Raw genomic sequence first — 17,272 nt, 5'->3', positions numbered from 1 at the left:
CCGCACTATCTGCCGCGTGCAGAGCTGTGACCTGTGGTGTTCCCCGGGACCCAAGCGGCCTCCGGAGCCATGTGCGCAGGTTCGATTGCGACTGGTCCACGTCGCGCTCCTCCAGTGCCTTTGTGATCTTCGCGTTGGCTGCCTTCTCGAGGCCAGCCGCTAGCATCGGCCCATGACGTCACATCAGGCAGATGCCACGTAGGTCCCCGCGCGAGGTGAGGGCCACTGTGCCCGACGGGCAAAGCGATGATGCGGTGAACACGCTTCTCATCAGCGCGTGTCCTGGGCCGCCAGCGTGTGCTGCCGTTCACACGTACCTCTTCGTCGATGGCCTCGACGTCGTTGCGCGCAGCGATAGCAGAATGGCCGGCCTCGACCCACGCCGACTGCTGCGGCCAGGCGGACCGCTCTATCCGACGGATATGCCGTGCATGGTGGATGTGGCAACCCAGGAGCAGCCCGAGACAGGGCCGGACGGGCTGACCATCCGGATCCGGCTCCGGGGCGAGACGGTCATCTGGTCCGACCTGATGTACCCGGGCCTCGATGGCAGGCCCATCGAGGAGGCTCGATTCCGCGTTGAGCAGTACCTGGGCGAGGTCGAGCGAGCATACGCGGCGTTGAAGGGCCACCCCTTTGGTCAGTAGTTCGGGACGAAGAGGTCGTGCCAGAACCGTGCCAGGTCGTACGGGGAACCACGGGGAATGGCGGGGAACCGGAGGTCCTCTCGTCAAGTCGCACCCCTGCTTCGCCGCAGGTCAGCCCGACAACCGACCTGCAAAGACCCAAGCTTCCCAAGCTGAGAGCGCGAGTCCGCCCAGCCGCGCCGCAGAGAAGCACGGCGCGAGGCCGTGACCGGTCCCCCGTGCCGGTCACGGCCTCGCTGGTGTGAAGGTCGGTCCACGCCGGATCAGCAGCAGCCGCCCGCAGCGACCGGTTCCTTTGAGTCGGTGTCGGCCGAGGCCGAGGTGCAGCAGGTGCTGTCCAGCTGTTTGGCCAGGGAGTCGGCGTCAGCCTTGACCACGTACACCTCCCAGGGCTCCTGGCCGGGGCCGTGGACCCAGACTTTGTCCTGGAGGGCGTAGCAGCAGGTGGTGTCGTTCTCCTCGGTCGTCGCGAGGCCGGCCTCACTCAGGCGGGCGGTGGCTGCGTGAACAGCCTCCGTCGACTCCACCTCGACTCCGAGGTGGTCCAGGCGGGTGTCTTCGTCCGGGGTGCCTTCGATCAGAACGAGCTTGAGCGGGGGTTCGGTGATGGCGAAGTTGGCGTAGCCGTCGCGGAGTTTGGCGGGCTCGGTGCCGAAGAGTCGGCTGTAGAAGGCGATGGACGCGTCGAGATCCGGGACGCGCAGGGCCAGCTGTACGCGGGACATGTCGATCCTCCTTGTCCAGGTGTGGGGTCAGCAGCCGCCAGCGGATGCCGGGGCAGCGACGCCGATCTGAAGGGTGGTGGGGGCGGCACAGCATCCGCCGCCGGACTCCTCGGCGTTTTCCGGCTCGTCGAACAGGCCCGCGCCGCCGCACACGCCCGTTTCCGGGAGGGTGAGTTCGACGCGCTCGGCGGCCTCCTGGTCGCCTGCGATGGCGGCGGTGATGGAGCGGACCTGCTCGTAGCCGGTCATGGCGAGGAACGTCGGGGCGCGGCCGTAGGACTTCATGCCGACCAGGTAGACGCCCTGTTCCGGTTGGGAAAGCTCGTTGACTCCGTGCGGGTAGACCGTGCCGCAGGAGTGGACGTTGGGGTCGATGAGCGGGGCGAGCGCGGTCGGGGCCTGGAGGCGCTCGTCGAGGCCGAGTCGGAGCTCTGAGAGGAAGGACAGGTCGGGGCGGAAGCCGGTCAGGACGATGACTTCGTCGACCGGGTCGAGGCGGCGGCCGTCCTCCGCGACGATGACGAGCCGCTCGCCGTCGCGTTCCACAGCTTGTGAACGGAAGCCGGTTACCGCGCTCGCGTGGCCGGCTTCGACGGCGGCCTTGGCGCGCAGGCCGAGTGCGCCGCGGGCGGGGAGCTGGTCGGCCTCGCCGCCGCCGTAGGTGTTGTCGCTGATTCCGCGGCGCAGAATCCACACCGCGTGCGTGCCGTCGTTCTCCTTCGCGAGGTCAGCGAGGAGGGCGAGGGCGGTGAAGGCGGAGGCGCCCGAACCGACGACGGCGGTCCGCTTACCCGCGTACCGTGCGCGAACAGCCGGGTCGCTCAGGTTGGGGACGCGGTAGGTGATGCGGTCGGCGGTCTTCTTCTCGCCGAGGGCGGGAAGGCCGTCGGCGCCCATCGGGCTCGGGACGGACCAGGTGCCGGAGGCGTCGATGACCGCGCGGGCGGTGATCCGCTCCTCGCCCCCGTCGGCGGACTGGATGTGCACGGTGAACGGCTGCTCGTCACGGCCGGAGTCGACGATGCGGTCGCGGCCGGCGCGGGCGACGCCGGTCACTGTGGCGCCGTAGCGGACCTTGTCACCGAGGACGTCGGCGAGCGGCTGGAGGTAGCGCTCGGCCCAGTCGCCGCCGGTCGGGTAGGTGAAGGCGTCGGGGCAGATCCAGCCGGTCGGGGCCAGGAGCTTCTCGGCGGCCGGGTCGACGAGTTCGCCCCAGGTCGAGAACAGCCGAACGTGCGCCCACTCGCGCACAGCGCTGCCAGCTGTCGGGCCGGTCTCCAGGACCAGGGGTTCGATGCCGCGCTCGACGAGATGTGCAGCGGCTGCCAGGCCGATGGGACCGGCGCCGATGACCACGACGGGCAGCTTGTCGGTGGTGAGCGCGTTCACGAGATTCCCCTTTGTTTCGACATCCGTCGATCTCTTGCGCTGCCAAGCATTACACCTGTATCGATGAGCGTCAACATAGACATTCATCGAATTTGAAGATCGACATGTAGCCGGCAGGCGTGGCGGCGCTCGGGACGCGCCACCACTCCAGGACCCGAGACCCGCCCGACCCTCGCATCGTTAGTTCGACATGTGTCAACATAGATGCATGTCGAATACGAAGGTGCTACCGCTGCTGGAACCCGCCCCCGGCGAGGCTGTGGCGCCGTGCTGCCCACCGGTCACCGAGCGCCCTTTCACCGCGGAGGAGGCCGAAACGGCCGCGCGGATGTTCAAGGCGCTCGGCGACCCGGTGCGGCTGCGGCTCTTCTCGGCTGTGGCCTCGCACGAGGGTGGCGAGGCATGCGTGTGCGACATCTCCGACGTGGGCGTCTCCCAGCCGACCGTCTCCCACCACCTGAAGAAGCTCAAGGAAGCCGGGCTGCTCACCTCCGAGCGGCGCGGCACCTGGGTGTACTACCGAGTCGAGCCGACGGTCCTCGCGGCGATGGGGCAGCTGCTGGTCAAGGCCGCGCCAACCGCAGCCTGATCGCCATAGCCGTAGGCCGCCACGCTCGCCGTGTCGGGGTGGCCCCATTGCCGCGCGGCGCGTACATCAGTACCGCCATGCCGGTGGTGGTTGCTGTTCGGGACAGCGGGCCCCGCAGCGTTCATCCATCCGAAGGCGACCGCAGCCCAGGGCTACTGGTCGCGGGGGCGTGCCCGATGAACGAGGTGCCCGGTCAGCGCCCCGGCCAGCACGCCCCAGGCCAGGCCCGACCAACTCCCGCCCGTCACAGTGACGACCACCATCACTACAGCACCTGCGGCGACCGCAGTCCGGTCACGGACGAGGCCCCAAGTGACGCGGGCGGAGCCAGGAGACCGGAGTTCGGTAACCGCGGTGCCGATCGCCAGGGCGGCGGCGAAGACGACTGGTGCGATCAGACCCGAGTCCATGTCGTCACCTCGTCGCGAGCATGAAGGATTTGCCGCCAGCCGCTGCGACGTACGCGTCACTCGGCGGCTGTCCGGCCGGGAAGGAAGATTAGGGCAACGAGCGCCAAGCCGACCACAGCGCCGACGAGCTGCATGCCGATGAAGCCCGCGACCGAGCCCGGGGCGATGCCGGCGAAGGTGTCGGTGAAGGCGCGGCCGATCGTCACCGCCGGGTTGGCGAAGGACGTGGACGAGGTGAACCAGTACGCGGCGCCGATGTACGAGGCGACCGCGACGGGGGCGAAGCGGAGACGGTCGGTGCGGGCCAGGCCGAAGATCAGCAGGATCAACCCGGCCGTCGCGATGACCTCGCCCAGGAGCAGGTGTCCGGCCGAGCGGTCGTGGGTGGACCACTTGACCAGCGGTTCGCCGAACATCGCGTCGGCCAGGATCGCGCCCGCGATGGCACCGACGATCTGGGTGGGGACGTAGACGGCCGCTTCACGCAACGTCACGCCGGGGCCGCCGCGGCGGGCGGTCCACCACTCGGCGAGGGTGACGGCGGGGTTGAAGTGCGCGCCGGACACCGGGCCGAGCAGCAGGATCAGCACACCCAGGCCGAAGACCGTAGCCGTGGAGTTTGCGAGCAATTGCAGCCCGACGTCCTTGGTCAGCTCGGTGGCCTGGATGCCGGAGCCGACCACCACCGCCACGAGTGCCGCGGTACCGACCAGTTCGGCCGCGGCCCGCGCAAGCAGCGGCGGTGTTTGGGGCGGGGTGGCGCCTGGGGCGGGCTGCGGGTCGGTCCCGACCGCGTCCGGGGCTATCGGGGATTTCGCGGCGCTGTCGTGCTCGGCTGCCTCGGTGGCGGTCAACTGGACTCCTCGGTGCAGGTCGCCGCAGGGGCGGGGATCAGGGGCAGGACCGCTTGACGTTGTTTTCGGCGGTGGTGCGCGCGGTCTCCGCCAGGTCGGCGAACCGGCCCGCGAGAGAGGCGATGACGTCGGGCTTGAGCCGGTAGTAGGTGAACCGGCCGCACGGCTCGGTCTCCACGACCCCGGCCTCGCGCAGCACCTTCAGGTGGTTGGAGAGGTTGGTCTGTCTGGCCCCCGTCTCCTCGATCAGGTGCGTGGTGCAGAGCGTCTCCTTGGCAAGCAGGGTGACGATCTGGAGGCGGAGCGGGTCGGCGAGAACCCGCAACAGATCAGTGTCGACTGACGTCAGCATGGGCTGATAATCTCACATCACTCCGGGCTGATACCAGCCTGGGCTGATCTTTGGGACCCGTATCCCCACACCGGTGGGGACCCATGCCCCGAAGGGGGTTCCCATGACCGCATCCCCGCCCCCCGTCCTGCCTGATGACCGCCTTGCGTCCGGCATAGCCCGCCTCGCGCTGCGCTACCGCGGACGCTTCTCCGCCGAGACGATCCAGCGCCTGGTCATCGACTCCTACGAGCGGCTGGCCGAGCACGCCCGGGTCCGTACTCACCTTGTGGTGCTGGCCGAGCACCTGGCCACCGAGCGCCTGGACGCCCTCGCACACATCGAGGGCGCACCGGGGTGCGGTCTGCCCCGGGTGCTGTTCGTGTGCAGCCACAACGCCGGCCGCTCCCAGATGGCCGCCGCTCTCCTCGCCCACCGTGCGGGCGGACACGTGGTCGTCTCCTCCGCAGGCACAGACCCCGCGGCCGAGGTCGAACCGGTCGTTGCCCAGGCGCTCACCGAGGCCGGTGTGGACCTTGCGGACGCGTTCCCCAAGCCGCTGACCGACGAGGTCGTGCAGGCCGCCGACATCGTCATCACCATGGGCTGTGGGGACGCCTGCCCCGTGCTGCCGGGCCGTCGTTACCTGGACTGGCCGGTCACCGACCCCGAGGCTGTCCCGATCGCCATCGTCCGCGGCATCCGCGACGAGATCGACGCCCACATCACCGAACTGCTGGCCTCCCTGCCGAGCACCTGAACCCACCCCCTGCACAACCTGCTTGATCCATTTACGAAGGAAGAACCGATGTCCTCCAGCCCGCTCGCCTCCGTGCTGTTCGTCTGCGTCCACAACGCCGGGCGCTCCCAGATGGCCGCCGGATTCCTCAGCCACCTCGCGGGCGACCGGATCGAGGTCCGCTCCGCCGGCTCCATCCCCGGCGACCAGGTCAACCCGGCCGCGGTCGAGGCCATGCAGGAGGTCGGCATCGACATCTCCGCGGCCACGCCGAAGATTCTCACCACCGAGGCCGTCCAGGCCTCCGACTACGTCATCACCATGGGCTGCGGCGACGCCTGCCCGATCTTCCCCGGCAAGAAGTACCTCGACTGGGCCCTGGAGGACCCCGCGGGCAAGGGCGTCGAGGCCGTCCGCCCCATCCGCGACGAGATCCACAAGCGCATCGAGGCCCTGATCGCCGAGATCGACGCCACGCAGAAGGCCTGAGCCGGACTCGGCCGGAAACGGCATGCGCCAGGTCATCATCAGCCCCGGCCCCGCCGGACGACCCGCCCGACGCCCGTCGCAGTTTCCGTCTCATTCAGCCCCGTTCACGGTCGTTCAGCCGGGGCCAGAAGCCCACTCCTGCTCACTGGCCAGCCGCCCATGAACGCAGGTGAACGCCCCTGTACGCGGTGCCTGAGCCCACCACCACAGTTGGAAAGCGTGCGCCTGGTGCGGAGGCCGCTGACCGCCCGCGGGTGTTCAGCCGCCGCTGTCAGTACCGACCTGTACGGTCCCGCCCATGGCTGAGAGACCGACTACGAGCTGGCGTCACGGCATAGCTGAGGAAGCCGAGGAGCTTGCCGCCGGCACGTTGGATCCCGACTGCGCCTGCATGGCAGGCCTGTTCCCCGAGGAACTGCTCACGGCGACTGACGCAGTCCTCGACAAATTCGAGGGTGAGCTTCCCGGACTTGGCAAGGCCAGCGACGAGCAAGTCTTCGCTGTGGTGGAACGCGTCGTTCTGGCCCTCAACGCGGTGGACGAAGCTCGCAATGGCAGCGCCTTCGAGACCGACGAGCGTGAGGATCTGTGCGACTACATCGACGAGTCGCTCACCGAGCGCGGCGTCGATGTAGTAGCGGTGACGGCCCGCCACGGGCTGGGGCGCTATCAGCTCACGGACAAGTGGCGGAAGTGGTAGGTCCGCTCAGTGGCGCGACCCGCTGAACATCGCACCACTGCGGACCACAAGCGCACCAGTCAGGGCGGGGAACGCGGGGAACCACGGTGAAGACAGTCGAGCCCAAAGGGCGTCATGCCTCCCTGTTCGCCCAGGTCAGCACGCGCACCGGCTCCAAATGCCCGCAGCTACCCAAGCTGAAAGCGCGAGTTCGATTCTCGTCCCCCACTCCACGTTCAAGGCCCAGGTCGAAGACCTGGGCCTTGTCGTCGGTAGAGACGCAGGGTCTCATCTCGTGAAGGTGAAGTACTTCCAGGTCCCGTACGTCGTCGTGTTCACGCTGTCGCCCGAGCCACTGATGTACGAGTCGCGGACCCGGAAACGGTGGCCGGTGGGCGGGGTGCCCGTGAGCGTGACGACGGACTTGCCCGCGGAGTCGAGTGTGAAGTACTCCTTGGCCGTGGTCTGCCAGACGCCGTCGGCGTAGATCTGGATCTGTAGCAGTTGCTTGCGGCCCGGGTACGGCGTCATCGTGGTCGTGATGACCGGGTCCTTGGACTGCTTGAAGTGGTAGTACGTGTGGTTCCACGTGTACTTGGTCTTGTAGTGGCCGCCGAGCGCCGTGGAGACCTTCACCCGCGCACCGACCGTGCACGTCGTCGTCCTCGGCGCGTAGCGCGCGTCGCCCGCGAACTTCGCCGTGAGCTTGGTCTTCCGCTTCAGGGTGAGGGTGACGGAGATGTTGCCGCTGGAGTTGACCGTGCCGGACTTCACCAGGGTGTCGGGCTTGTCGGCGCCGTACGGGTTGGCCCAGATCTCGACCTTGCGGTTCTTGTAGGTCGTGCCGAGGTGCGCCGTGAACGCGACGGACTTGCCGTAGTCGTAGACCTTGCCGTTGTTGTTCAGCGTCAGCGTGGGCGTGGCGCGCGAGACGGCGACGGTGTCCGAGGCCGTCGCCTTGGTGTGCGTGGTGTCACCCGCGTACGTCACCGTGTATTTCACCTTGCCGCCGGCCGGCGGGGTGTCCTTGAAGGAGTACGCGCCGCCCGCGCCCAGGTACTTGGTGCCCAGGGACTTGCCGTTCGGCGAGTCCAGGTCGGTGCGGGTGACCTGTAGCGGGGTGCCCGCGGGCAGCGCCAGGTTCGCGGTGAGCTTGCCCTTGACTGTGAGGGACTTGGCCCGGGTGGCCGTCGAGGGGGCGTCGACCGTCAGGGTGGAGGCGTACTTGCGGGGCGCGTCCACGGTGTGGAACTGAGTGGAGTCGCCTGACCCGGTCAGCACGAACAGTTGCGAGCCGTCGGCCGACCAGCTGGTGGAGTGCCCGCCCCACGGCATCCAGTTGTGCGACAGGTTGCGGATGCTGGTCGGCCGGGCGGGGTCGCTGCTGAAGACATAGGTGTCGCCGACGTCGTCGGTGTCGAGGACGGTGGCCGCGACCGTGCCGTCCGGGGCGACGCTGACCGTCTCCGGTTCCGAAACGGTCGCGAAGGTGCGCACCTCGGACAGGTCGGAGAGGCGGTACTCGGTGAGCGCCCGGTTCCCGGGGCCGGCGACGACGACGTTCTGGCCGTCCGGGGTGAGGGCGGCGTCGTTGTAGAAGCCGCCCTTCTCGGCGGAAACGCGGATCGCCGGGGTGCCGGAGGAGATGTCGTACACGACGATCGGGCCGGAGCTGATACCTCCGTCGAGGGCGAGCAGCGTGCCCGGGTTGTCGGGGTCGGCGTAGACCATCGGCGGGCTCGCGAAGTCGTGGCCGGCCGCCAGGTCGAGGGTCACCTCCGGCGTCTCGGCGGTGAGGTCGACTTCGCCGAGCCCGGAGTCCCACTGGTCGCCGTAGCCGAACCACAGTTTGCCGTCGGCGTAGGCGAGTCGGGAGGGGATCGTCTTGTCGCCCGTGGGGTACTCGGCGGTCTGCGTGAGCTGCCCGGTGTCGATGGCGACGATCTTGTCGGCGCCGTAGAGCGCGGCGTACAGCGTGCCGGAGTCCGGGCTCAGTTCCAGGTCGCGGACCTGGGAGAGGCCGGTGAGTTTGGTGACGACCTTGCCGGTGAAGTCGGTGACGACGATCTGGTTGTGGTACCTGTCGCTGATGAAGACCCGCTGGTGAACGCCATCCACCACGGTGTCGGCCGCGCCGTCGACCGGTATGGACGTGCTGGAGTCGGCGGACGCCGGTGTGGCGATCACCACCGAGCCGAACAGGGCCGCCAGGGCTGCGGCGGCCGGAAGAGTGCGCAGACGCACGGTGTCGAACCCCCCGGAACGAAAGTGAGCGCAAGCAGGTGCCACCCGTGCGTCCGGTGTGTGCGAACCGTGGGCCGTTCGTGGCAAGTGAGCGAAGACTAAGTGATGTTTCGGGAGACCACAGCACAGGGGTCCTCCTCCGCCGTTCCCGGGGGGCGCCGGGTGGCGACGCACCCTCGTCTCCAGCCTGGCGGTGGCTCGGCCCGCCTCCCCTTGCTCGGCGGAATCAGCTTCGGCCGGCTACCGCGGCGGCACAGGAACCGAACCCTGCCCTCGGCAAGGGTGGCGTGGGCGAGACGTTCGACGCCGTTCCGGCCTCGAACGCACTGGCCTACGACTGCCGCCGCTCAGGTTGGCACCCACAACGCCCCCCCCAACCAAAAGGACCCCAGACCCAGGCACGCCCATGTATGTCGAAGCGGTCCGCCTCCCGCCAGTCCCCCAGACCTCTCTGGCGTGCTCCAGGCGTGCCCGTAAGGGCGGACAGCCACGGTCAGCGACGGCACCACCGGGCCCTTATTGCTGTCCGCTGTGTCCACTATCGCGTGCCGGATTCGTCCCGGAAGACCGATCGGCGGGGCCGGCTCTTCTGTTCTGGCACGGCCGCAGCGGCTTGCTCACCCCGTGTGGGGTGCACGGCAGCCTGAGGCGAAGTCCCCTGGCCTAGCGGGAGGGTTGGCATGAGCGACACCGCGGATCACCTTGCGTGCCGAGTACAAGCCCGTCCGCGTCTCCGAGACGTTCACCTGGGAGGACAGGACCTGGGTGATGGCTTGGGGCACGGCACTCCCGGGTGCCAACCCGCGCCGACTGAATGAACCGACCTCTGGTCCCGCTGCGCGTCGCCGAGCAGGGCGAGTGAACACCCGTACAAGTACGGGCCCTCGTCGTCCAGCCAGTCCGGTGCAGGTCTCCGTCCCCAGCCCCCGCTCTGATCGCTCGGCTCGTCAGCCGTCCAGCGAATCCCAGAAATCCGTGAGCACCCGGGCCCCCCGCCCAGGGTCCTGTGTCATCCACCAGTGGCCGAGCCCGTGGAGCGTCGCGGTCTCGGCGCCGGCCAGGCGCGCCGTGCGGCGGCGCTGTTCGTCGGTGCCGGTCAAGAGGTCCTCGGTGGCGAGGAGGGCGAGGCCCGGTCGCTGGGCCGCGCGTTCGAGGTTCCGGCCGAGTTCGGCCATCACCGGTTGGGCGGCCGATCGGTAGAGCGCGTGCGCGGCCCGCCCCATCGCCTCGTTCTGGCCTGCGGCGACTCGCTTCGCCACCGGCTCGGTCATGCCGAACCTCACGAGCATCGCGACCCGCGTCGCGAGGTCCGGGCCCAGCGGGACGGCAGGGTCCGGTCCCGTGCTCTCGGGCGCCTGTTGGCTGAGGGCGAACTCGTGCCACACGTAGTCCGGGTCGAACAGGCCGATCACATCGCTGACCCAGCTGCGTACGAGGTCCGGGCGGGCCGTCACCGCGTTGAGGACGTGCGCACCGCCCCAGTCGTGCCCGACCAGGTCGACGGGCTCGGCGAAACGCTCCAGTTCACCGATGAGCCAGTCCCGGTAGTCGCCGACGGTCGCACCGAACCCCGTCGGCAAGGGCGCCCCGAAACCGGGCGGGGACAGGCGGACCGGGGCGGGGCAAGCAGGTGCGATGCGTTCGAGCTCGACGAGCAGCGGCTCCCAGACTTCCGGTGTCTCAGGGAAGCCGTGGACGAAAACGGTTGGCATGGCGGGAACTCCGTTCAGGGTGGTCGAGATCGCGGGACTGACCAGATGACCAATCTGGTCAGTGAGTATAGGCTGGGGGCATGAACACGAACGCCACCCCGCGACAGCGGGCTCTTGTAGTCGGACTCGGCGTCAGCGGAACCGCCTCCGCGCTGCGGTTGCACAAGGCAGGCTGGGACGTCGTCGTGCTGGAGAAGGCGGCCGAACGTCGCCGCGGTGGGTACTTCCTCACCCTCTTCGGCACCGGGATCACCGCGGCAGAGCGCCTGGGCATCGAGGTGCCCGACCGCTTCTCGACGGACATCGCCTACTACAACGTCGATCGCGCGGGCCGGCGGCGGCGCGGCATGGGCTTCGCCGAGGCCGTGGCGGGCGAGTCGCGCCCGGTCGTGCGCGGCGACGTCGAGCAGGCCGCGTTCGACGCCCTGCCCGAGGACGTGGAGATCCGGTACTCGTCCGTACCGGTCGCGCTACGCCAGGACGCGGAGAGCGTGCAGGTCGACATCGAGGACCGGGCCGCGGGGGCGGTGACCACAGAACGATTCGGCCTCGTGGTCGGAGCCGACGGGCTGCGCTCGACCGTGCGCCGGCTGGCGTTCGGGCCCGACGAAGGCCGCATTCACCGCCTCGGCTACATGCTCGCGGCGTGCGCTCTGCCCGGCCCGGTCCCCGGTTTCCGGGGCACGGACGGAATCATCATGTCCGAGCTGGGCCGGTCGGCATGGGTGTTCGCCTTCGCCGACCGGCCGCCGACAGTGCTGTTCAACTACCGGACCGACGATGCGGACGGCGAGTTCGGCCGGCCCGCCATCGACCGGTTGCGGGAGGTGTTCGGACCTGAGCCCACGGGCCCGACGCTCGGCTGGCTGCTCGACCAGTTCGAGCAGGCGCCGGACCACCTGTTCGACACCGCCGAGCAGGTGCGGATCGACACATGGCACCAGGGCAGGGTGGTGCTCGTCGGCGACTCGGCGTGGTGCCTGACCCTCTACTCCGGGATGGGAGCCTCCAGCGGCCTGGCCGGCGCCGACATGCTGGGCACGATGCTGGAGCGGTATCCCGCGGACGTGGAGCGGGCGCTGCGGGAGTGGGAGGCGAAACTCCGCCCCTTCATCGACTTCCACCAGGGCTCCGGCATGGCCATGCGCAAGCTCTTCGTCCCGGCCGACCGCACCGAATACGGAATCCGGTTCGTCTTCGACCATGTGGTGGGGACGACGCTCGGCAGAACGCTCCTCTCGGAGGCCGAGCACCGCAGCAGGGCTTCCCGGATGAAGACGGTCGACCTCGCCCTGGAGTGACCCGGCCGTGCGCCCACCGCACGATCGCCTCACCTCAGCGAACCAGCGTGAATCCCCGTGAACCTCCGTGAACCTGCGTGACATCATGCTGCCGTAGAGCGAACGGGAGGAACCACGACGGTGAGCCGGCTGATCGAACAGGACTCCGCCAAGGCGGCCAGAATCCTCGACAGCGCGCGCGAGCTGGTCCTCGAACACGGCGTCCGCAAGGTGACCATCGCCGAGATCGCCGCGGCCGCGGGCGTGGGCAAGGGCACGGTCTACCTGTACTGGGCAACCAAGGAAGACCTGTTCGTGGGGCTGGCCGCGCGCGAGGTGCTGGCCTGGATCGAGACCATCAACGACCAGCTCGCCCAGAACCCGCAGTCCGTCCTGCCCCGCCGTCTGGCGCCGCTGCTGGTCCGCACGACCCTGGGCAACCCGTGGCTGCGGTGGCTCCAGAGCGACGACAGCGCCATGCGGCAGCTGCTCCACCGCCCCGCCGACCGGGAGCGCTTCGCCGAGGCCACCACGAGCGCGCTGGGCACCGCGGTCCTGACGATCCTTCGCGGCCACGGGATCGTACGCGACGATCTCCCGCTGTCCCGGCAGATGTACGCCCTGCACGCCGTGCTGGTCGGGTTCGTCACCGTCATGAACAACGCCGATGCCGCAGACCCGCTCAGCATCGACGATCCGGAAACCGCCCTGGCCGACACCGTCCACCTGCTGCTCGAACGGCCTCGCGACCCCGCCGCACGCGATGTCGCCCAGGCCGCGGAGGCGGTGCGGGCCCGTTTCGGCGAGATTCACGACGACCTGCTGGGACTCGTCGCGACGGGCGCCGCCGGAACCAGGTGACCCGTGTCCCCGCCGGGGACGCCAGGTCGTACTCACCGGGGCATGGCCCCGGTGCCGCTGCGCGTCACGCCACTCGCCTCGGAAGGGGCCGGGTTTCCGCCGCCAACCGATGTGTGCCACGTCTCATCCGCGGGCTGTCACACCGCCCGCGCCACCGGTGTCTCCATGCCGAAACCACAACGCGAGGGAGACATGATGAACGGGAACGTGAAGGTGCTCGTGGTCGGCGGCGGGTACGGGGGCGTGACGGCGGCCAACACTCTGGCTCGGCGCGATGGCGTGTCGGTGACAGTGGTCAATCCGCGTCCCGACTTCGTCGAGCGGATCCGCCTGCACCAGCTCGTGACCGGCTCCGACGACGCGATCGAGAGCTTCGGCAAGGTCCTCGGCGGAAACGTCCGGCTGGTGGTCGACACCGCGACCCGGATCAACGCCACCGACCGCCAGGTGTCACTCGCGGGCGGTGGCACTGTGGAGTACGACTACCTCGTCTACGCGGTGGGCAGCGGCGCCGCCGATCCAGGCGTCCCCGGAGCGGCGGAGTTCGCTCATTGGGTGTCGGACCTGGAAGGGGCACAACGACTGCGGACGGCACTGGCAGCGACGCCCGCGTCGGCCCCGGTGACCGTGGTCGGGGCCGGCCCGACCGGCTTGGAGACCGCCGCCGAGCTGGCGGAGGCGGGCCGCCAGGTCACTCTGGTCTGCGGCACCGTGCTCGGCCCCTCCCTGCATGCCCGGGTTCGCCGCCCGGTCGCCCGCCGGCTGGCCAAGCTGGGTGTGACCGTCCTCGACGGTCCCGGCGCGCAGGTGACGGAAGTGACCCAGGACGCCGTACGGCTCGAAGACGGCCGCGTCCTGCCCGGCGCGGTGACGATCTGGACCGCGGGATTCCGTGTCCCGGACCTGGCCGCCCGCAGCGGGCTGCGCACCGACGCCGAAGGTCGCCTGCTCACCGACACGACGCTGACCAGCGTGGACGACGAGCGCATCGTCGCCGCCGGGGACGCGGGGGTGATGCCGGACCACCCGTTCCGGATGAGCTGCCAGGCCGCCGTACAGCTGGGCCCGGCCGCCGCCGACACGATCCTGCGCCGGATCGCGGGGAAGAAGACCGCCCCCGTGCGCATGTTCTTCGCCGGACAGTGCCTCAGCCTCGGCCGAAAGGAGGGCGTCACCCAGTTCTCGTACCCGAACGACAAGGTGAACGCGCTCAGCATCAGCGGGGGACCCGGTGCCGGCGTCAAGGAGATCGCCTGCCGGTTCACCCTCAACAAGCTGGTGTCCGGGGCCCGCAAGGCCGGCTCCCGCGCATCCCGCGGCGACAGCACCGACCGCCCGGAATCGCCTCAGCCGGAGCACCCCACGACGCCGTCCGGCACCCGACGCGCGGCCTAGCCGTCCAGACCTCCTCGGGCCGGACTGCACCGTCCGGCCCACGAAGGACCCGGCCGGAGTGACCGGGACACGCCGCCGCGACCACGTGGACGCAGGCCGTGCCCGCGCGCCGGGACGCCGTTCCCCCACCAGCGGGCCCGCCCCGCACGGCCCGATCAGAGGGAGGCCGCTGCCGGCGACCCCGCCACCGGACCGGGTACATGTTCCACGGCTGTTCCACGGCCTGCTTCGAGCCCATGGGGCCGACCACGAGAGAGCGAAGCGCACGACATGAACGACCGCGTCAACGACCCCGCGACCGAGGCCTTCGTCGCCCACCGCGACCTGCTGTTCACCGTCGCCTACGAGATGCTCGGATCGGCGGCGGACGCCGAGGACGTCCTCCAGGAGGCCTGGCTGCGGTGGGTCAAGGTCGACCTCGCGCAGGTGCGGGACCAGCGCGCCTACCTGGTACGGATCACGACCCGGCAAGCGCTCAACCGGCTCCGCACCCTCAAACGGCGCAAGGAGGCCTACGTCGGCCCCTGGCTGCCCGAGCCTCTGCTCACCGCGCCGGACGTGGCCGAGGACGTCGAGCTGTCCGAGAACCTGTCGCTGGCACTCATGTTCATCCTCGAAGCCCTCTCACCGACCGAACGCGCCGTGTTCGTACTGCGCGAGGTCTTCGACTTCGGCTACGACGACATCGCGGCCGCGATCGACAAGACGCCGGCCGCCGCACGTCAGATCGCCCACCGGGCCCGCCGACACGTCGACGCGCACCGACCGCGCACACCGGCTTCCCCGGAGGAAGCCCGGGAGGCGTCGAAGTCGTTCCAGCGCGCGCTCGCGACCGGGGACCTGCAGGGGCTGCTCGACGTACTCGCCCCGGACGTTGTCTTCGTCAGCGACGGCGGCGGCCTCAAGCTGGCGGCCCTGCAGCCGGTCGTCGGCGCCGACAAGGCGCTCCGTTACATGGCCGGCAGCCTCAACAAGGCCGGCGGCACCCTCACCGGTGAGTTCACGATGGTCAACGGCAACCCCGGACTCATTCTGCGCCTGGACGGCGAGATCGACGGTGTGCTGGCCTTCCGGGTGGAGAACGCACAGGTCACCGGCCTCTACTACGTCCGCAACCCCGAAAAGCTCACCCGCGTCGAGTCCGAAACCCCGCTCACCTCCCGCGGACCGTCGCCCCGCGACACGACCGACCGAGGTGCGCGGTAGCACGGGCGTCGCGGACATGACCGGGGGCGACGCGGTCGCCGCCGCACATGAGCCGGGCCCGACTCCCCTCGGGGGAACGGGCCCGGTCGCGTCTCACCCTGCCGGTCAGGCGTTGACGCCCGCCTTGCGGCGACGGGCGGCGGCCACCGCGCCGGCGCCGAGCACGAGCGCCGCGCCGCCGGCCAGGGCGACCTTCGGCAGAACGTCGCTCGAGCCGGTCTCGGCGAGCGAGCCGCTGCCGCTGCCGCCGGTTCCGTTCACCGGAGTGGTGGAGGAGCCGCCCTGCTCGGTGGTGTTGTCGGTCCTGCCCTCGGTCTCGTCGGTCTTGCCCGGGTCGGCCTTGGCCAGGATCTGGAACTCGTGGTCGTCGAGGTCCGGGTAACCGCCGCAGGAGCCGTCGGCGTTGACGTAGTCGGCCGCGACGAAGACGGCGCCCTGCCCGGCCGGGATGTCCGCGTCGACCTTCAGCCGCAGCTTGACGTCGACCGAGGCCTTCGCCTTGAGGGAGCCGACATTCGATCCGTCGAACAGGCCGAAGTCGCGCCAGTTCGGGTCCGCGGCGGTGGACCACTCCAGGTCGAGGTAGGAGTCGAGTTCCTTGAAGCCCTTGTCGTCGAAGGCGTGGACGGCCGCGTACGGGTACACCTCGTCCATCGTCTTGTCGGTGCCGTTGGTGACGCGCAGCGTGAAGTTCTCCGTGGTTCCGCCGACGACCTTGTCCGGCAGCCCGCCGACGACAGCGGTGAGCTCGGGCTCGGGGACGCACTCGCCGCCCGGCTCCTCCTCCCCGTCACCCTCCTCGGCCTCGGCGTCCGCGAGCGCCTTCTTCGCGTCGTCCAGCTTCTTCTTGGCCTCGTCCCTCGTCTTCTGCAGTAGGCCGATCTTCCGGACCTGGGCGACGCGGGCGTCGTCGTGGGCGGTCCGCGCCGCGGCGGCCTTGGTGTCCGCGGCCGTCTTGGCCGCCGCGGCGTCCTGGGCGGCCTTCTCGGCCTCGTCCAGCACCGTCTGCGCTGCGGCCTTCTCCTCGTCGGTGGTGGCGGCGTCCAGCTTGGCCTGGGCATCCACGACGGCCTGGTCGGCCTCGGTCTTGGCCTTGGCGGCTTCCTCAGCGGCCTTCTTGGTCTCGATGACCGCGGCCTTGGTCGGGTACGTCTCCGCCTCCAGGCCCTCCTCCAGGAACTTGATGGCGTCGTTCACCGCGATGACAGCGGCGTCGTACTCCTTCTGCGCGAGGTCGACGGCCTGCTCGAGCTCGTCGAGCGTCGGCTTCGCCTTCTGCGTCTGCGCGGCCGGCTTCTCGTCGGCGAAGGCGGGTGCGGTCGAGAGGAGAACGACCGGGGCCGTCACGGCGGCGGCGACGGCGGTCGCGAGAACACGGCGAATCTTCACAAGGGACCCCTGGTCGGGTGGCGAAAGGGTGCGCTGGGCGTCGGGCTTGCGGACTGCTCACGCGGGGCGACGCCGCGGCGATCGTATGACCTGCCTGATCAAGACCGCAGGTGGTTTCTCGCGCCTCCGCCGGAGAAGCGTTCACAGCGTGCGCACAAACGGCACTTACGGGCACAGTTGCCTGCGTAGGCCGCACATTTTCTGTGATCCATCACTCAGCGCGTCAGGAAGGGGGCCTGCTTGGCGCGTTGGGCCTTCTCGAAGCGGGCGGGACGCCGGGCATCCACGACTCACATCAGCCGCGCCGGACGGCGGCAGCTCCGGTCGGTCGTA

The 17,272-nt window shown here is 69.7% G+C and carries 17 protein-coding genes; 9 read left to right on the top strand and 8 right to left on the bottom strand.

Annotated elements, in window-relative coordinates; all coding sequences use genetic code 11:
• Positions 1-227 precede the first annotated feature (227 nt).
• Positions 228-647, top strand: a complete 420-nt coding sequence (locus tag ACWGDB_RS24735; protein ID WP_453824387.1) for a hypothetical protein — start codon at positions 228-230, stop codon at positions 645-647.
• A gap of 263 nt (positions 648-910) precedes the next feature.
• Here the strand turns inward: ACWGDB_RS24735 and ACWGDB_RS24730 are convergent, their stop codons facing one another.
• Positions 911-1,372 (bottom strand): ArsI/CadI family heavy metal resistance metalloenzyme, encoded by a 462-nt coding sequence (locus ACWGDB_RS24730; protein ID WP_453824386.1) that lies wholly within the window; start codon positions 1,370-1,372, stop codon positions 911-913.
• A gap of 27 nt (positions 1,373-1,399) precedes the next feature.
• The gene (locus tag ACWGDB_RS24725; protein WP_453824385.1) at positions 1,400-2,761 is read right to left on the bottom strand and encodes an NAD(P)-binding domain-containing protein; all 1,362 of its coding nucleotides are present in this window, start codon (positions 2,759-2,761) and stop codon (positions 1,400-1,402) included.
• Positions 2,762-2,969: 208 nt separating this feature from the next.
• On the opposite strand from ACWGDB_RS24725, the gene ACWGDB_RS24720 reads away from it, so the two are divergent.
• Positions 2,970-3,350 (top strand): ArsR/SmtB family transcription factor, encoded by a 381-nt coding sequence (locus tag ACWGDB_RS24720; protein ID WP_453824384.1) that lies wholly within the window; start codon positions 2,970-2,972, stop codon positions 3,348-3,350.
• A gap of 152 nt (positions 3,351-3,502) precedes the next feature.
• Here the strand turns inward: ACWGDB_RS24720 and ACWGDB_RS24715 are convergent, their stop codons facing one another.
• From ACWGDB_RS24715 to ACWGDB_RS24705, 3 genes are read right to left on the bottom strand one after another with little or no spacing between them, the layout of a single operon-like run.
• A complete protein-coding gene (locus ACWGDB_RS24715; protein ID WP_453824383.1) occupies positions 3,503-3,760 on the bottom strand; it encodes a hypothetical protein in 258 nt (85 codons plus the stop codon).
• A 56-nt stretch (positions 3,761-3,816) separates the two neighbouring features.
• Positions 3,817-4,614 carry an aquaporin gene (locus tag ACWGDB_RS24710; RefSeq protein ID WP_453824382.1) on the bottom strand — a complete coding sequence of 266 codons (798 nt, stop codon included), beginning with the start codon at positions 4,612-4,614 and terminating at the stop codon, positions 3,817-3,819.
• A gap of 37 nt (positions 4,615-4,651) precedes the next feature.
• Entirely contained in the window at positions 4,652-4,966 is a 315-nt protein-coding gene (locus ACWGDB_RS24705; protein WP_126903876.1) for an ArsR/SmtB family transcription factor, read from the bottom strand.
• 103 nt (positions 4,967-5,069) lie between these two features.
• On the opposite strand from ACWGDB_RS24705, the gene ACWGDB_RS24700 reads away from it, so the two are divergent.
• The 3 genes from ACWGDB_RS24700 (at position 5,070) to ACWGDB_RS24690 (ending at position 6,873) form a co-directional block, all read left to right on the top strand.
• On the top strand, positions 5,070-5,705 hold the full coding sequence (locus ACWGDB_RS24700; protein WP_453824381.1) for an arsenate reductase ArsC: 636 nt from the start codon (positions 5,070-5,072) through the stop codon (positions 5,703-5,705).
• A gap of 48 nt (positions 5,706-5,753) precedes the next feature.
• Positions 5,754-6,173, top strand: coding sequence for an arsenate reductase ArsC (locus ACWGDB_RS24695; protein ID WP_453824380.1), 420 nt, complete (start codon positions 5,754-5,756; stop codon positions 6,171-6,173).
• 298 nt (positions 6,174-6,471) lie between these two features.
• Positions 6,472-6,873: a hypothetical protein gene (locus tag ACWGDB_RS24690; protein ID WP_453824379.1), complete on the top strand. Its 402-nt coding sequence runs from the start codon at positions 6,472-6,474 to the stop codon at positions 6,871-6,873.
• A gap of 267 nt (positions 6,874-7,140) precedes the next feature.
• Here the strand turns inward: ACWGDB_RS24690 and ACWGDB_RS24685 are convergent, their stop codons facing one another.
• Positions 7,141-9,096 (bottom strand): Ig-like domain repeat protein, encoded by a 1,956-nt coding sequence (locus tag ACWGDB_RS24685; RefSeq protein WP_453824378.1) that lies wholly within the window; start codon positions 9,094-9,096, stop codon positions 7,141-7,143.
• 947 nt (positions 9,097-10,043) lie between these two features.
• On the bottom strand, positions 10,044-10,808 hold the full coding sequence (locus ACWGDB_RS24680; protein WP_453824377.1) for an alpha/beta fold hydrolase: 765 nt from the start codon (positions 10,806-10,808) through the stop codon (positions 10,044-10,046).
• 80 nt (positions 10,809-10,888) lie between these two features.
• On the opposite strand from ACWGDB_RS24680, the gene ACWGDB_RS24675 reads away from it, so the two are divergent.
• The 4 genes from ACWGDB_RS24675 to ACWGDB_RS24660 all read left to right on the top strand — a co-directional run bounded on the left by ACWGDB_RS24675 (position 10,889) and on the right by ACWGDB_RS24660 (position 15,550).
• Positions 10,889-12,109: an FAD-dependent monooxygenase gene (locus ACWGDB_RS24675; RefSeq protein WP_453824376.1), complete on the top strand. Its 1,221-nt coding sequence runs from the start codon at positions 10,889-10,891 to the stop codon at positions 12,107-12,109.
• A 120-nt stretch (positions 12,110-12,229) separates the two neighbouring features.
• Positions 12,230-12,949, top strand: a complete 720-nt coding sequence (locus tag ACWGDB_RS24670; RefSeq protein WP_453824375.1) for a TetR/AcrR family transcriptional regulator — start codon at positions 12,230-12,232, stop codon at positions 12,947-12,949.
• 195 nt (positions 12,950-13,144) lie between these two features.
• The gene (locus ACWGDB_RS24665; protein ID WP_453824438.1) at positions 13,145-14,344 is read left to right on the top strand and encodes an NAD(P)/FAD-dependent oxidoreductase; all 1,200 of its coding nucleotides are present in this window, start codon (positions 13,145-13,147) and stop codon (positions 14,342-14,344) included.
• A gap of 270 nt (positions 14,345-14,614) precedes the next feature.
• Positions 14,615-15,550 carry an RNA polymerase sigma-70 factor gene (locus ACWGDB_RS24660; RefSeq protein WP_453824374.1) on the top strand — a complete coding sequence of 312 codons (936 nt, stop codon included), beginning with the start codon at positions 14,615-14,617 and terminating at the stop codon, positions 15,548-15,550.
• A 105-nt stretch (positions 15,551-15,655) separates the two neighbouring features.
• Here ACWGDB_RS24660 and ACWGDB_RS24655 read toward each other — a convergent pair whose 3' ends face one another.
• Complete coding sequence (locus ACWGDB_RS24655) at positions 15,656-16,939, bottom strand: peptidase (RefSeq protein WP_453824373.1); 1,284 nt, start codon at positions 16,937-16,939, stop codon at positions 15,656-15,658.
• Positions 16,940-17,272 lie beyond the last annotated feature (333 nt).

It is taken from the genome of Streptomyces sp. NPDC055013 (assembly GCF_053608645.1).
The sequence above is the reverse complement of the archived record's forward strand: the minus strand, read 5'-3'. Positions and strand labels throughout refer to the sequence as shown.